The sequence below is a fragment of the Candidatus Methanogranum gryphiswaldense genome, from assembly GCA_019262145.1.
In the GTDB taxonomy this organism is placed as follows: domain Archaea; phylum Thermoplasmatota; class Thermoplasmata; order Methanomassiliicoccales; family Methanomethylophilaceae; genus Methanogranum; species Methanogranum gryphiswaldense.
In genome coordinates this window covers 1410887-1424426 of record CP076745.1, presented here as the reverse complement: position 1 = coordinate 1424426, position 13540 = coordinate 1410887, and the positions used below count along the sequence as shown (strand labels likewise).

Annotated in this window: 19 protein-coding genes and 1 tRNA gene; 7 read left to right on the top strand and 13 right to left on the bottom strand. The window is 44.9% G+C overall.

What is annotated here, in order from left to right:
- Window positions 1-46 precede the first annotated feature (46 nt).
- A complete protein-coding gene (locus KRP56_07415) occupies window positions 47-838 on the top strand; it encodes a hypothetical protein (protein UAL07624.1) in 792 nt (263 codons plus the stop codon).
- 3 nt (window positions 839-841) lie between these two features.
- Here the strand turns inward: KRP56_07415 and rsmA are convergent, their stop codons facing one another.
- From rsmA to eif1A, 8 genes are read right to left on the bottom strand one after another with little or no spacing between them, the layout of a single operon-like run.
- Window positions 842-1636 carry a 16S rRNA (adenine(1518)-N(6)/adenine(1519)-N(6))-dimethyltransferase RsmA gene (rsmA, locus tag KRP56_07410; GenBank protein ID UAL07623.1) on the bottom strand — a complete coding sequence of 265 codons (795 nt, stop codon included), beginning with the start codon at window positions 1634-1636 and terminating at the stop codon, window positions 842-844.
- Window positions 1633-2175, bottom strand: coding sequence for a DUF655 domain-containing protein (locus KRP56_07405; protein ID UAL07622.1), 543 nt, complete (start codon window positions 2173-2175; stop codon window positions 1633-1635). The genes rsmA and KRP56_07405 overlap by 4 nt, the downstream gene beginning before the upstream one ends.
- Window positions 2176-2199: 24 nt before the next feature.
- A complete protein-coding gene (locus KRP56_07400) occupies window positions 2200-2517 on the bottom strand; it encodes a hypothetical protein (protein UAL07621.1) in 318 nt (105 codons plus the stop codon).
- Window positions 2518-2539: 22 nt separating this feature from the next.
- Complete coding sequence (locus tag KRP56_07395; GenBank protein ID UAL07620.1) at window positions 2540-2833, bottom strand: 50S ribosomal protein L21e; 294 nt, start codon at window positions 2831-2833, stop codon at window positions 2540-2542.
- A 1-nt stretch (window position 2834) separates the two neighbouring features.
- Entirely contained in the window at window positions 2835-4073 is a 1239-nt protein-coding gene (locus tag KRP56_07390) for a tRNA pseudouridine(54/55) synthase Pus10 (protein ID UAL07619.1), read from the bottom strand.
- 11 nt (window positions 4074-4084) lie between these two features.
- Window positions 4085-4630 carry a KH domain-containing protein gene (locus KRP56_07385; protein UAL07618.1) on the bottom strand — a complete coding sequence of 182 codons (546 nt, stop codon included), beginning with the start codon at window positions 4628-4630 and terminating at the stop codon, window positions 4085-4087.
- A complete protein-coding gene (locus tag KRP56_07380; GenBank protein UAL07617.1) occupies window positions 4627-5430 on the bottom strand; it encodes a serine protein kinase RIO in 804 nt (267 codons plus the stop codon). Before KRP56_07380 ends, KRP56_07385 begins: the two co-directional genes overlap by 4 nt.
- Before the next feature lie 14 nt (window positions 5431-5444).
- Window positions 5445-5777 carry a translation initiation factor eIF-1A gene (eif1A, locus tag KRP56_07375; GenBank protein ID UAL07616.1) on the bottom strand — a complete coding sequence of 111 codons (333 nt, stop codon included), beginning with the start codon at window positions 5775-5777 and terminating at the stop codon, window positions 5445-5447.
- 169 nt (window positions 5778-5946) lie between these two features.
- Between eif1A and KRP56_07370 the strand changes: the two genes are divergently transcribed.
- The 4 genes from KRP56_07370 to KRP56_07355 all read left to right on the top strand — a co-directional run bounded on the left by KRP56_07370 (window position 5947) and on the right by KRP56_07355 (window position 7957).
- Window positions 5947-6022: transfer RNA gene (locus KRP56_07370), tRNA-Glu, on the top strand.
- Between the two features lie 257 nt (window positions 6023-6279).
- A complete protein-coding gene (locus tag KRP56_07365) occupies window positions 6280-6783 on the top strand; it encodes a hypothetical protein (protein UAL07615.1) in 504 nt (167 codons plus the stop codon).
- Between the two features lie 335 nt (window positions 6784-7118).
- On the top strand, window positions 7119-7442 hold the full coding sequence (locus KRP56_07360; GenBank protein UAL07614.1) for a hypothetical protein: 324 nt from the start codon (window positions 7119-7121) through the stop codon (window positions 7440-7442).
- 245 nt (window positions 7443-7687) lie between these two features.
- Window positions 7688-7957, top strand: a complete 270-nt coding sequence (locus tag KRP56_07355) for a hypothetical protein (protein ID UAL07613.1) — start codon at window positions 7688-7690, stop codon at window positions 7955-7957.
- Window positions 7958-8109: 152 nt separating this feature from the next.
- Here the strand turns inward: KRP56_07355 and KRP56_07350 are convergent, their stop codons facing one another.
- The 4 genes from KRP56_07350 to KRP56_07335 all read right to left on the bottom strand — a co-directional run bounded on the left by KRP56_07350 (window position 8110) and on the right by KRP56_07335 (window position 11032).
- Window positions 8110-8553 carry a PH domain-containing protein gene (locus tag KRP56_07350; GenBank protein ID UAL07612.1) on the bottom strand — a complete coding sequence of 148 codons (444 nt, stop codon included), beginning with the start codon at window positions 8551-8553 and terminating at the stop codon, window positions 8110-8112.
- A 91-nt stretch (window positions 8554-8644) separates the two neighbouring features.
- Window positions 8645-9757 carry a hypothetical protein gene (locus KRP56_07345; GenBank protein UAL07611.1) on the bottom strand — a complete coding sequence of 371 codons (1113 nt, stop codon included), beginning with the start codon at window positions 9755-9757 and terminating at the stop codon, window positions 8645-8647.
- A gap of 10 nt (window positions 9758-9767) precedes the next feature.
- The gene (locus KRP56_07340; GenBank protein ID UAL07610.1) at window positions 9768-10586 is read right to left on the bottom strand and encodes a phosphoribosylglycinamide formyltransferase; all 819 of its coding nucleotides are present in this window, start codon (window positions 10584-10586) and stop codon (window positions 9768-9770) included.
- A 38-nt stretch (window positions 10587-10624) separates the two neighbouring features.
- Window positions 10625-11032, bottom strand: a complete 408-nt coding sequence (locus KRP56_07335; protein UAL07609.1) for an archease — start codon at window positions 11030-11032, stop codon at window positions 10625-10627.
- Window positions 11033-11206: 174 nt separating this feature from the next.
- On the opposite strand from KRP56_07335, the gene nadX reads away from it, so the two are divergent.
- Together nadX and KRP56_07325 are read left to right on the top strand one after the other, a co-directional pair.
- Window positions 11207-12013: an aspartate dehydrogenase gene (nadX, locus tag KRP56_07330; protein UAL07608.1), complete on the top strand. Its 807-nt coding sequence runs from the start codon at window positions 11207-11209 to the stop codon at window positions 12011-12013.
- A gap of 38 nt (window positions 12014-12051) precedes the next feature.
- Entirely contained in the window at window positions 12052-13140 is a 1089-nt protein-coding gene (locus KRP56_07325) for a Xaa-Pro peptidase family protein (GenBank protein UAL07607.1), read from the top strand.
- Between the two features lies 1 nt (window position 13141).
- Here the strand turns inward: KRP56_07325 and KRP56_07320 are convergent, their stop codons facing one another.
- Window positions 13142-13519, bottom strand: coding sequence for an AfsR family transcriptional regulator (locus KRP56_07320; protein ID UAL07606.1), 378 nt, complete (start codon window positions 13517-13519; stop codon window positions 13142-13144).
- Window positions 13520-13540 lie beyond the last annotated feature (21 nt).

Genomic DNA, 13540 nt, shown 5'->3' with positions numbered 1-13540 from the left:
CAACGTAAAAATTATATTAATTAATGTTGTAACTTTAAGGGTTACAATGAAAGATAATGTCGTAGATGAGCTCACAAGATTAGGCATGGTTCAGTATGAGGCCATGGCATACGTCGCGTTGGTAGGTTTGGGAGAAGGAACGGCCAGGCAGATACACGAGGAATCCGGGGTGCCTAGGACCCGCATATATGACATATTGGACCTGATGGAAGAGAAAGGGTATGTCGAGGTATTCCAAAGTAGGCCGAAAAGTTACAGGGCGATACCAGTAGAGCGTCTTCTCCACATCATGAGGGACGAATTCGAAGAATCCGTGTTATTGATATCCAAGGAATTGAGCGAACGCAGTGTGAGTGCCAAGCAAAAGACATTTCCCGTATGGCATATCAAAGGAAGCATATCAATCAAAAAACAGATATCCGATATGATGAAAGAAGCAAAGAAAGAGCTGATGATAGTAAGCCCAAGGGTCTCAGCGATACGTCCTTTCATCGACGACCTGAAAGCATTGAAAGATTCGATCGACGTCGTATGTGTGTCTCCGGGGTCTCCCTCGTCCTTCAAGGAGGATATGCCAAATGTTCGGTTCATAAATCCGACCATCGACAATGATACATTCGCAGAAATGTACCATTCATTATTCATGAGCAAGAGTGCTATAGAGGGAACGCAGCTCAGGGTCGAGATGCTGGTTATAGTGGATGGAAAGCGCTCCATATTGACATATTACGACAAGGACGAGCAGACCGGGGTCGTTTTTGAACTGCCGATAATCACAATGATGCAGAAAGGCGCAATAAAAAATTTAATCGGCGAGGTCAGTGAACATTCCCTGTGAGGTTCAAGACCTGTTGTTGAGATCATATATCGCATCTGCGATCTCGCCTATCTCGACCGGCCTCAGGTTCTCGACGCGTTCGTCCATATATGGGACGATCGTCTCTTTTGGAATAAGGTTAGCAGCCTTCAGAGATGTGCCTATCTTCTTGCGTCTGTGATTGAAGGTGGCCTCTGTGACCTTAAAGAACAGTCTCTCGTCCTTGACCGTGAACGGGGCAGGCCTAGGCAAGATCTCGACCAGGGCGGAATCGACCTGCGGAGCAGGATTGAATCTGGAGCGGGGCACCTTTTCCAATATTTTGCATTCAGCTCTAAAGAAGAGATTCACGGTGAGACGTGAATAGTCAGGGCTTCCGACATCTGCGACCATCCTGTCAGCAAATTCTTTCTGTACCATCACAATGGCTTTTTTGAAGTCGTAATCCAGAAGTTTGAATATTATCGGTGTCGAAACGCTGTAGGGAAGGTTGCTGACGAATTTATCAAAATGAGGGAATTCCAACTTAACGGCATCCCCTCTCAGAAGGGTCAACCTATCGCCGTATGTTCCTTGTATGTAATTCGCGAGAATATCATCCAATTCTATACATGTGACGTGGTCGGAGACCTCGATGAGCCTTTTTGTCAGCACACCGAGGCCTGGTCCCACTTCTAGAACTTCTTCTTCTTTGGAGATTCCAGCATAAGTTACGTGACGTTCGGCCACACGGTCATCAATCAAGAAATTCTGACCTTTGCTTTTTTTGGGGGTGATGCCTGTTTCGGCGATCAGTCTTCCCATTTCATTTTTGCTCATCTGGATACGAAGAGGTAGCGTTTTCTGTCGGGGTCTCTGATCTCTAGCAATATACGTGCTGCGATCAGTTTTTCCGGGGTTTTGACTCCAGCTCTCTTGCTGAGATCTGCAAAATCCTTGAATGCTCCGTTCCTCGTCCTCTCATCGATGATGGCCTGCATCGTCTTCTTTCCAAGTCCAGGAAGTTCCTCGAGCAAGTGCTTGCGCATCGAGATCGGTTCTGCCTCGTTGTAGAATTTTATGAACCTGTCCTGGTGGGCGACAACAATGCCATCTACTGCGTATTCGAGCTCTGCGTCCGCTGCGCGGGAAAGCTCGGTTGAATTGATGCGTCTCTTTACGTGGTCTATGGCGGTCCTTTTGGCATTATCTTTGCCTATGTAGACCCTATCTCCGATAACCACTCCCTTTTTGGGAACAAGTTCGAAGAGTTTGAACTCTTCATCCCCTACAGCGTAGCATAGGGGTTCCTTTTTACCGAAATTGCCGCTGGGTGTGCCCTGAGGCAAATAATCTAGAATGTATGCGTATTCTTCCACTGTAATCCCTGGCCGAGAATGTAATTACAGGTATTTAGCGACTATCTCTATAACACGGTCGGTAGTCGCCACATCCAGGTTTATTCTCTCTTTGGAAAGTATAGCACGGATGTCTTCAGGATATTGGGGAAGAAGATCAGCCATCTTCACTGCAACGGATTCTGGGATCTCGTGAATCTCCATGATCTCCGTTACGAGTTTCTTTGACTGTTCGACAGTGAGAAGGGAAACAGCCCTTGCATGTTCCATGGCAGCCTTTTGCGTAGTAAGAAGTTCTCTTTTCTCGTTTTCTGCAATGAGGAGATCTCTTACCTCAGCCAGGCTTATGTAATGTTCGGACATGTGTTTCCCTCGTTTATCGTGTTTAAATTTTTGTTCTTACAAGGTGCTCAGGACGAGCTACGACTGTCTTTGTCTTGTTTCCAGCTTTGACACTGACTTCGTACGCTGCTCCTCTGGGGCCGATTATGACTCCGGTGAGGCCGTGAAACCTTGAGAAGGGCATTCCCTTGTGGACGCTTGGGTCTATGAATATGTTGACCCTTTCTCCGCTGTCAAAGGTCTGGAAGGCCTTTGTTATTGGTGAAAGTCCACTCGCCCTTGGTTTCTTCTTCAGGACCTGGCGGGTCTTTGTTCTTGTTCCTCTGGATGCTTGCATTTTAATCCCTCATTGGTAGTTCTTGATAGTCGATGGCTAATACATCGAGGGTCTCCACTTTACACTGGATCCCCAATGTCTCGGAGAAATTGGGCTTGGTCCTTCCATCGTCACCCGACACGAACTCTTTGATATATGTACCAGATTCCGTGCTAAGTGTCAATTCAAAAGTATCTTCGCCCGTTACTTCCGCCTCGACCCAATGGACTTTCCTCTTTCTTATGAGGTCGGCACGACGGTGCTCAACTCTCTGGGGAGTCCTCTGGTCGATGTTGACATTTTTGAACGCTAAAGCAACCTCAATCACTCTTTCTTTATTAACCTTACCCTGTGATCTCACGATTGCACGATATGTTTTGTCGGGATCGGCCCCTTTGTAGCGTTGTACCGTCTCTCTAGGAACAAAGCACAAACTGTTATATTTTGCTAAATCCGATTGGTTGGCTTTAAGTTCTAATTCGTCTAGATCAATGTCCCTTTTGTGTGGGTTACTGATCTCCAGAACGAACGGCCTTCCTTCTCCCAGCATACACGCGTCGATATCTTCTCTGCCCATTCCGTGGAAGAAATGTTCTTCTCCACCGGACATATCGCGGGCTATGTCGCCGATGATCTCTTGGACAGATGTCTGGTACATTTTTCCTGTATCATGACATCTGGGACATCCCTTTCCATGACAGACTCTGCACGGCCAGATCGTTTGTGGTATCTCTCTGCTGAGTTTGTTGTAGCGTCCTGCTATGAAAATGGGCGCAATATCTAGTTCCACATTGGCAAATCTTGTGTCGATGCATGCGACGATCTGAGGCTGTTTGAACTCTACCGCACGGTTTATCTTCGGCAGTGCCAGTTTGCCTATCTCACGGTTGAGTTCGGTCTTTATGCTCTCTCCGCTCTCGATACCGTATTCTTCCCAGATCTTCTTCTCTTTCTCCAAGGTATCGGGTTCTACCCTGCACCCTACAAGGAAATTGTCAGATTCGATGCTGTTGATCTTGTCGGCAACTTCGTCGGAGAATCTTTCCATCATGTCGAACACGTTCTCACAAAGAGGACAGAAATCTGGTGCTGGAACAGCTTTGCCTTCTTCTTCTAAGGCATTGCGGAGCATTCTGCCGCGCATGTCATTGGTCATCCCTGTTCCGATCTTGCCGAACATCCTGCCGAGACAGTGGTCGCAAAGACCCAGATCCGCTAATTTTCTCGCGGTCTCTAAATTATCCTTGATCCAGTCTTCCATTGATTCTCACTTTAGATATCGAAGCCCATTTCTGAAATTCTGAGTCTAGGGCGCTGACTCTCTAGATAGTGGTATACGGTCGCGTGTTCGCTTCCGTTCAATATCAATTCCACTGCATGTTTGGCCACAGGCAAGCTGACGGAATTACCGATCAGGCACACCGTATTACCGTAAACGGACATACAACATCCGGTAAGGTCCTCTATCAATTGTCTGGTCTTACCGTCCGTTCCGATGAGCCTTCCTCTGACCCTTCCGAGTTGGTTGGGCCTGTCGCCTACGAGATCCTTGAGGTCTATGGCCTCCAGATATTCGTCGTTCTCGAAGAGTCTTGTAGCCTTATCAGGATTGATCCCTCTGCCGATGGCCTTTATGACATCCATCAGCTGTAGGGCCTTGAGGGGGTCAACTCCTTTTGCTTCCTCATTGAATGTGACCTCACCTTCGGTATTTACCTTCATCCTTATTCCGGCGATACGTTCGATCATTCTTTTTGTTTCCCCGTTCTTTCCGATTATGGTACCTACGCGGTCGGCCGGTATTCTGATTGACCTCATTCTTCCTCATCCTCCTCTTCGTCGTCCTTTGATCCGTTGATCGTCTCGTTGATTATTGTTTCCAGATCTATGGTTTCCGCATCTTTGTTCTTGAAGAAGCGGTTTATATTGTTAATGTCCCTTATCAACAGGTCCTTGGCATTGAAGAAGTCGTTCGTCATAGCCTGTCCGCAGTCGATCAGTATTGGTTGTCCGTTCTGTATGAGGACGTTATATTCACTAAGGTCACCGTGCACAAGATGTGCGTCTTGCCATCCGTCGATAATGAAGGATACGACCTCATCGTACATCTCTGTGGGGTTATCCATGGGATAGTCCTTGAGTTGAGGTGCAGGTCCGTTCTCGTCCCCGATGTACTCCATGAGAAGACAATTCTTCTCGAATGTGACAGGTTCGGGTACAGGGATGCCTGCTTCAGAGTATCTTTGCAGATTTCTGAATTCTTTGTTGACCCATGCGTAGATCATTTTCCAGCGGTTTCCCGCTACGCCTTTGAATCTGGGGTCCCCTTCGATGTATCTTGTGACCCTTTTGAAGGTGGATGTCGATGTTCTGAATATCTTGAGTGCGAAAGGTTCACGGTTCTCGTCCTCAGTGTAGAACACATTGCCCTCTTTACCCGTGGAGATTGGATAATGGATGGCATCGATGTAGCCCCCGGTCATCAGATCGTATATCGTCAGGAGGGTCTTTTTATCGAAGACCTCTCCGTCGGTCTGTCTTTCGTCACCGGTCTTGTTGGTCTTGAGTGCATCGACACGTCTCTCAAGGAATGCATATTTCTCGTCGTAAGAGGGCATCGATTCTCACTCTTTCAGAATATATCGAGGTTCTTAGGTACTCTTCCTTTCTTGCTGAGGTTGACAGCTTGGGTCCTGGTGTACCTGAATCTTACATCGCATTTGTCAGTTTGGAAGTCCCAAAGTGAGATTATGAGCAGGTCTCCCTCTCTTATCCACATTCTCTTCTTGATTTTGCCTGGTATACGTCCTACACGTGATACTCCGTCCTCGCACATTACTTTGATTTTTGATGCTCCGAGAAGCTGGTCGGCTATCCCGAACATCTCCCCCTCTTTTATGTTGGGGAGGCGTACGCGTGATACATCCTCGTCAGAACTCTCGAATGGTCCTTCTACTGCGGTCATTTTCCTTTCTCCGTTAACGCTCACATGATTGCGCGACTATTATAAAGGTTTCCTTTACTACGGGGTTAGCTTACGGGCTTTAATTTGAAAGATTTTATTGGGAAGAGCGACACAATAGTGCGTCCCCCACAAAAAAGTATTTTAACCAAATCATGGTATGGCCGGATAAGCTCCAGTAGTGTAGCGGCCAATCATTCGGCCCTTTCGAGGCCGACACTCGGGTTCGAATCCCGACTGGAGCACCATTCTTTTTATCTAGATTAGTCAAAAATACTGATTTTTTTAAATTGTTGGTCTTCAATATATTTAGTTCTTATGATCTATGTGATTTTTAGAGCTTATTAGACACTGCGGTAGCAAAGTCGATTTCGTATTTACTCTTTATAGGATTTGAGTACAAATCATAAATAATAGAAGTATTCTGCACCCATTTGATATCAACATCTTTGAATGATTTCCCAAATGATCAAATGAGGGATCATATCAAAAAGCTAGTGGTACAATGAAGTTTTTAACGAACGTAGAAGCAAAGATGAAAGCGGCGACAAAGGACCCGCATGCAAAAGAAAATCTTTTTGAAAAACGTGCTCTTGAAATGTTCCCTGAAGAGAATTTCGAGTTGATCGAAAGTTCCGTAGGCACATCTGATCCGGACGGAAAAGGGGTGGAACAATGCAAAAATCCAGATTATCACTTCAGGGACAAAAAGACAAACAAAGGCTTCTGGGTGGAATGTAAATTCCGTTCTGGTGCTTTTCCCGACGGTTCGATTCAATTTTGTGACCCTCGTCAATTTAAAAAATACAAAGAGATCATGGAGACGACAGGGGAAAAGGTCTACATAATGATAGGATTCGAGGGGAAACCACAATCCCCCGATAAGATATTCTGTTTGGATCTCAAGAAATCACCATATGAGAAACCGTTGAAATCGGTCTATGGACCATGCGAATTGAAGGTCGAAAGTTTCAAGTCTTTGGATCATTTAGAAGAACAATTACCATAAACAATTTATTTTTTATTTTTTGTTATAGCCAATATTCAATAGTGTATGTTTAAAGAATTATACTGACCAAATTTTTGTATTCATCGGAGTTGATAAATCAATTAGGCAATATGTTAAACATATGAACAATTTAGAAATAAATTTGAGCATCTGGATAAAGCTTAAATATAATTAATGAATGGAAAGTAAAAGATTAAAACATGTTTCAAAGATAGAGATATTTCCGATCTAAATTCAAAATTTTTTTTAATGAACGATTAATTTAAGCACATATTAATTTTGTAAGGAACTAAAAAGAAGGAAGATAATTTTAATCAACACATTAATTAGTTTCTATGGAAACATTAAACTTAACTTTGGATGAATTTATGATCAATACATTAAGGACAGTTGCAGACAACCAATATGTTCAGAAAAGTAAACTGTATAATAAAGGTATGCCGCAAAAAAATAGAATTAATGCAATGATCGAAAATGGTTTGATATTCGAATCTAGACACGGACAGTATAACGTAAAGGAGATTCGAATAACCGAAAAAGGATTGACAGCTCTTCAATATGCAGAAAAGTTACAGGAGATATTGAATGACAGGTCTACCCGAATGCATACAAATTTTAGCGCACCGTTGGAAGCAGAGTGTAATGTTATGAAGGAATGAATCAAAGGGCCATCCGATGAGATCATGATTATAGAAAACTGGATTGAAATTACAGAATGCGTTTGTTCTGGAATGTTTTTATCCTGTGTTTTTGAAAGTAAAGCAATAAAATATGGTTTCAGGTCCGATTAAATGTACAAATATGAGACGGTAATATGAGCGCGCATTCCAAATATAAGTTACAAACAGATAGGTGCATAGAATCATCTATACTAGAATGTGAAAACAATGTGCAAATCACAGAGATGGAAGAACAAGATAGGGCATCAATAAATATCACTTGGACCAACGGGTGTTATTTGAATAAAAAATTTAGGATATGGATTGATGATAAGTACTGTGGTTTGATATTGTTGAATGAAATCTTAGAGATAGAAGTAGACAAAGGAATACATGAATTAAGTATCGGGATGAATCTGTTTGACAAGATAACGACAAAAATTGATGTTCAAAAAGATACGTATGTAGAGACTTATTTTGATAAAAACAACAATTACAGTATAGAATTTGTGTAATGGCCGTAAAAACAAAGGCAATGCAATAAAACAATTTTGATTCGATATGTAGATCCCCATCATGGACGTCTATGTAACGACCAGGAGAATGGCACTCCTGGTAACCTTTGTTCTATTGACATTTTCGGTCTAATAAGAGCAAGTGTGTTTATTTAGGCGTTAATTCCCCTGATCTTAAAATATGCTTGTGGACAACGTTCTCTTAGCAGTTTTAAAACTTCATCCTTATCCGCGGGAGCGAACGAGACCTTTCTTTTTCCGCATTTTACTTGGATCGTTTTTACGGACAGACCATAAGCGATCCAGAAATTTCCTGGGACGTCTATCTCTGTGATCGTGGAATACATCATTTCTTTTCTCATGACCCCCCAATTCAATATCAGCATGTTATCATAGAATACGAGGTTTGCGCGGGAAGCGATAATGATAAAGATTATCGGTAAAAATATGGAAAGAATACCGGTTCTGATCAGTAGGGATTCAAAATTTAGTTTGAATATGTATCCTAATGTCAACGAGATCACAAAGATGATGATCGAGGTGGATACACACACGGCAGCATCTATTTTCAGCCTATATCTCGGTATGCGGTCCATATTCTTTGTAGAATTTTATCTCTATATAGTTTTTATTAAGAGGGAGCGATCGGAATGGATCCGATCGTTTTTTGTAAAACAAATGTTTTAATCAATAATTGCTTCTGAGTAGTTTCTTCCGGTAAGTATCGCTTTTCAGCGCTATCTCAGTGACATTGCTCCTGTTCACGATGTAGACCTCCGGAAGCTTGCGAGGGTTGGCAGCCAGCATGGTGTCCATAAGGGCCCTGTCCGGACAGTCCATCTTCTTAAGTGAGGTTCTGTCCCAATTACTCACGAGGTCGTAAACGGCCTCGATGCCTTGATTGTAGAATTCTTCAACCAGTACTGCCGCGACGGTGCAATCTCTGGACATGACCGCTATATTGCTTCCGTGAACGGCGAATTCGCTTCCGTTGAATGCAAGTGAAAGGCCGCTTCCGTCACGTATGAGGTCCATGGCCTGGTAATCCATGAGGTCTCCGCCTATGTAAGCGGTCCCGTCGAAATCGATCATCGTCCTTTTTCTTATGTCGAGCAGGGCGTATGCTTTCTCATTCGCACCGACGGACTTCATTCCGGTCATCATCGAGTTGCATTCAAGCTCTTTGATCTTGTTATCGAAGATATCGTCCATGACCTCTATGAGTTTCGTCTCATCCTTGTCGAGTGCCACCGGGGTGTTGAGTCTGTATTCGGATCTAGGGACCTTCAGAGCATCTATCTTGCTTGCGAAGTCCCTGATGGAGCGTCCTTCGGAGCGGCTCATTTCGTAGCTGTCCATGTCGACGGTGCTGTAGTCACAGATGCTTATGGGAAGTTCCAATGCTTCGCATAGCGCCATCACTTGATGTTCGTAGGATGAGGTGGATACGAATGTGGGGAGTACGTCAGTGAGGTAATTCATTACCTTCTTTGCCTCTGGCATGAGCCTAAGGGATTCCTTGCAACATTGCAGCATGGCGTAGTCCGTTGCTCCGAACGCTTTGAGAAAAGGTGTCAGGGACCTCATGGTGTTGCCTGATCTGTTGTCCTTCCTGTTGAGGACATACGAGGAGACGTCCTCATATCTGGCTATAAGGTCGTAGAATTTGTCTCCGTTCCTTATGAATTTACTGCATAGGTCTCTTGTACTGTTGTTGGTGTGCAGGAATCCGAGACAGCTGCAGACCAGTTGTTTGTCGTGGATGAATCCAAGTTCTTCCATTGGGTCGTATTCTGCCATTTTTCATTCCTCAGATCGATTCGTCTACCTCTTTGCTGAGGTCGTAGGGATGATCAAGTTTTACACCGTTATGGTATAGTCTTTTGTCCTTGATCGTTACTTTTCCGTCTGCGAAGAGTTTTATCGTCGAGACGATGAGAGGTTGCTCGCGTTTCGCGCCTTCCTCCCTTATCTTATTGAACAGCGGTTCGTCGGTACCCTCATTCTTGATTATCTCTTCGAGGGTAGTCGTTCTCAATTTTTCATCCATGTTTTTCCAGAGTGTATCATATTCTCTGCCTCTTATCGAGAACCCGCAATATGTGAGTGCATCTCCTCTGTCCCATTCTTTGGTACAGATATGTAACATTATTCCCTGTCTGTCCGCTTTTTCCTTTATGAGCTGCCAGATGACATCCTGCCATGTCCCCTTCGGGCCATCAGGCAATGCCGGGTGGAGGTTGAGCATATCGTAACGGTCGCATGTCTCGTCGTCCATCCAAAGCATGTATCCTGCTAGTATGCCAAGGTCGAATCCGTATTCTTCGGTCCTTTTCCTAAGGATCTTTCCATATTCGTTCCTCCAAGCGACCTCGTCGGTCTTCAACAGGTCAGGTCTGTATTTTTTCCATGATTCTGCGATCAGAGGTATGTTGTATCCTCTCACCATGTCGAAGAACATCTGTCTCTGTTCTTTCTTAGGATTGGGTTCCTCAGTATTATCCCAATTGCAAAATACAAAAGAGATGTCCACATCAAGTTCGCCATTCTTCTTCTTATCCATGACGGTCTTTAGAAGATTGCGGGAACCCGGGCCTCTGCCTGTGGAGAACCAACCTAGTTTGAGCATGAATATCCTTCCTCTGTAAGTAGTGGGACTATTATAAGTTAAACGTCGAAGATGACGGTGACCGATGGCGTATCGGGATCGATGGCCATCATGTGGTAAGTAACGGCCTTTATCTCCGATTTCAGACGGTGCTTGTCACGATCCAGTAATTCTCCCTTGGCATCGCATATCACCTTCTCTCCTTCGAACTTGACCTCGAATTCCTTGAGTATCAGGTTATCGCAGTCCTCTATGAACAACAGTTCGGAGAGGAAGGAATATAGTCTGTCCTCCACGACCTCACTCGATATCTCGAAATGAATGGATTGGACGACATCCACAGTCGAAAGGTCGACTGTCTGGTCAAAGAGAGCATATCCCGCATTGGCGAAACATTCCTCGAGATCCTTTCCGTATGCCTTGACCATTAGGTCGGCCGTATGGTCCATGACCTGGTATCTTCTCACATCATCCGGAAGTGTGTATTCATAGATAATCTATTCTTGGAGCTTTGGCTTTCTATGTGAGTTCCATAAATCGAAGAAAATATGATGTTAAATTGTTGGTATTTACAATTTAATTACGATTTTCGTATGACAAACCCGCAAATTCTTAATATAACGCATTCTGTGTCCCCGCTTATGCGCATAACGATTATTGGATGTGGTTCCATCGGTTCCAAGCTTGCTAGGGCCGCCGATCAGATGCAGGAGGTCAGGAGGATATACCTGATGGATATCCGCAAGGACGTTTCCGATAGTGTCGCGGCTAGCATGAACAAGGCCGTCGTCATCAATTCTGTCGAAGAAGAGTTGTATCATTGCGATCTTGTTATCGAGGCTGCAACACAGGATGCCGCCAAACAGATCCTTCCAATGGTGATCGCCAGAGGTGTTGACATGATGATAATGTCAGTTGGTTCTCTGGTCGATGATGATTTCAGAAAGATGGTATTCGACAGGGCAAAAGTGAGCGGGGCGAAGATATACATCCCGACAGGTGCCCTTTGCGGTACGGATGGGTTGAGGTCTGCCTCCGTGGACGAGATAGAATCCGTAGAACTGATAACCACGAAAGGCCCCAAGTCGCTTGCGGATGTCAAGTATCTGATGGACAAGGGCATCGATGTCAATACGATAACCGAGAGGACCGTGATATATACCGGTCCTGCAAGGGAAGCAGTAAGGATATTCCCCAAGAATGTCAATGTGGCCGCTACGGTCAGTCTCCTTGGTATCGGATTTGATGATACGAAAGTGACCGTGGTTCTTGACCCGGCGATAAAGAGCAATTCCCACGATCTCAAGGTCAAAGGGAAGTTCGGGGAGATGGAATGTCACACTTATAATGTGCCTGAGTCCGATAATCCCAAGACCTCTCACCTTGCCACTTTATCCGCAATATCTGCGCTTAAAAGGATAGTCAGAGGCGAATGGTTCGGAATCTGATACAAACCTATTTCTCAAACCTTTATCATCTTCTTTTTATGTCCGGTTCAAGGGCCGAGAGGCTTATTTCTAACTGCGACGGCCTCGATGCCGTCGTGATCCTCAATGATGGGGAACCTTTTCTCGATTCTACATTTTGGTATCTCACAGAGCAGATGTCAGGATGTTTTGAGGGGTCGATCGCGATAGTCACCAAGAACGGGGGCCTGCACGTCATAACAGGATCCCTTGAGGAGGAGACAGCTAGGGCCGGGAAAGGTGAGGTCCATGTATACAAGACCCGCGAGGATAAGAACAACATCATCAAGAGCATACTGGGCGACTCAAAGAAGATCGGTTTCAACTACCATAACGCAACATATGCGGCAGTTCAGTACGTAAAAAAAGTAGCGGGCGAAGTAGAGATATTGGATGTCGGCAAGGGCATATCCGACACGGTCGCAGTGAAAGATGCGAGGGAGATCGAGGCCACCAAGAGGGCATGTGAAATATCATCCAAGGTAGCCAGGGAGATTCCAGACGCACTTCGCGAGGGTATGACGGAGAAGGACATGGGGTTCTTCATCGACAGCAGGATGAGGGAGCTCGGAGGAGAAGGCAACGCGTTCGAGACGATCGCCGCCTTTGGAGAAAATGCGTCCAAACCGCATCACAGTCCCACGGACAGGAAATTGATTAAAGGTGACGTGGCTCTTTTCGATTTCGGAACCAAATACGAAAGATATTGTTCCGATATGACACGTACTGTTTTCTTCGGAGAACCTCCGGACGTCCTCAAACGTGCCTATATCCTGGTCAAGGATGCTCAGCAGGCAGGGTTCTTGGAATATCGTGATGGTGCCGATGCGAGCGCGGCGGATATAATCGCGAGAAAGATCATAGATGAAAGCGAGTTCAATGGAAGGTTCATCCACACCTTCGGACACGGTATCGGCATGGAGGTCCATCAGGACATATCGATATATTCAAAATCAGAACAGATCCTGCGTTCAGGGAATGTCATATCCGCAGAACCCGGAATATATCTTCCAGGCATTGGCGGCATAAGGATAGAGGATACGTGTCTGGTAAAAAAGAACGGAGCCGAAAGACTCACGAGTTTCGATCACGATCTCACGATCGTCTGATTCAGAATGATTGTTCTAATGTGATCTTCTGTCTGTCGCCAGAGTCTTCCATGTCAGAACAATCGCTGGTGATCTTTCCGATCTTTATCAGCGGGTACTTGGATACAGGGAGGCCGTCATCACCGCTCAGAGGTGTAGGGCCAAAGAATATGCAGAGTGCATTTGCTTTCGGCCAGTACGCGATGTCTCCGATCTCGAAGACGGTCTTTTTCTCTCCGGTTATATCGGTATCCAGAGGCATCTCGAAATAGATCTGATTGCCCAGCATATTTATCTGGGCTCTAAAAGGTAAGGATAACCAGATGGTGTTGGAGATATCTGAATCGTCGAGTTCAGCGGCATAATCGCCGCTTCTTGTACGGATTCTGATATTGTTCACGACATCACCTGGTCAGTTATT

Coding starts and splice junctions, on each gene's coding strand:
- KRP56_07400 (UAL07621.1), bottom strand. CDS start 2,517: ATGTCCGAACATTACATAAGCCTGGCTGAGGTAAGAGATCTCCTCATT.
- KRP56_07360 (UAL07614.1), top strand. CDS start 7,119: ATGGAAACATTAAACTTAACTTTGGATGAATTTATGATCAATACATTA.
- KRP56_07340 (UAL07610.1), bottom strand. CDS start 10,586: ATGCTCAAACTAGGTTGGTTCTCCACAGGCAGAGGCCCGGGTTCCCGC.
- KRP56_07385 (UAL07618.1), bottom strand. CDS start 4,630: ATGAGGTCAATCAGAATACCGGCCGACCGCGTAGGTACCATAATCGGA.
- rsmA (UAL07623.1), bottom strand. CDS start 1,636: ATGAGCAAAAATGAAATGGGAAGACTGATCGCCGAAACAGGCATCACC.
- KRP56_07325 (UAL07607.1), top strand. CDS start 12,052: ATGTCCGGTTCAAGGGCCGAGAGGCTTATTTCTAACTGCGACGGCCTC.
- eif1A (UAL07616.1), bottom strand. CDS start 5,777: ATGACCGCAGTAGAAGGACCATTCGAGAGTTCTGACGAGGATGTATCA.
- nadX (UAL07608.1), top strand. CDS start 11,207: ATGCGCATAACGATTATTGGATGTGGTTCCATCGGTTCCAAGCTTGCT.
- KRP56_07395 (UAL07620.1), bottom strand. CDS start 2,833: ATGCAAGCATCCAGAGGAACAAGAACAAAGACCCGCCAGGTCCTGAAG.
- KRP56_07415 (UAL07624.1), top strand. CDS start 47: ATGAAAGATAATGTCGTAGATGAGCTCACAAGATTAGGCATGGTTCAG.
- KRP56_07350 (UAL07612.1), bottom strand. CDS start 8,553: ATGGACCGCATACCGAGATATAGGCTGAAAATAGATGCTGCCGTGTGT.
- KRP56_07355 (UAL07613.1), top strand. CDS start 7,688: ATGGAAGAACAAGATAGGGCATCAATAAATATCACTTGGACCAACGGG.
- KRP56_07345 (UAL07611.1), bottom strand. CDS start 9,757: ATGGCAGAATACGACCCAATGGAAGAACTTGGATTCATCCACGACAAA.
- KRP56_07365 (UAL07615.1), top strand. CDS start 6,280: ATGAAGTTTTTAACGAACGTAGAAGCAAAGATGAAAGCGGCGACAAAG.
- KRP56_07380 (UAL07617.1), bottom strand. CDS start 5,430: ATGCCCTCTTACGACGAGAAATATGCATTCCTTGAGAGACGTGTCGAT.
- KRP56_07390 (UAL07619.1), bottom strand. CDS start 4,073: ATGGAAGACTGGATCAAGGATAATTTAGAGACCGCGAGAAAATTAGCG.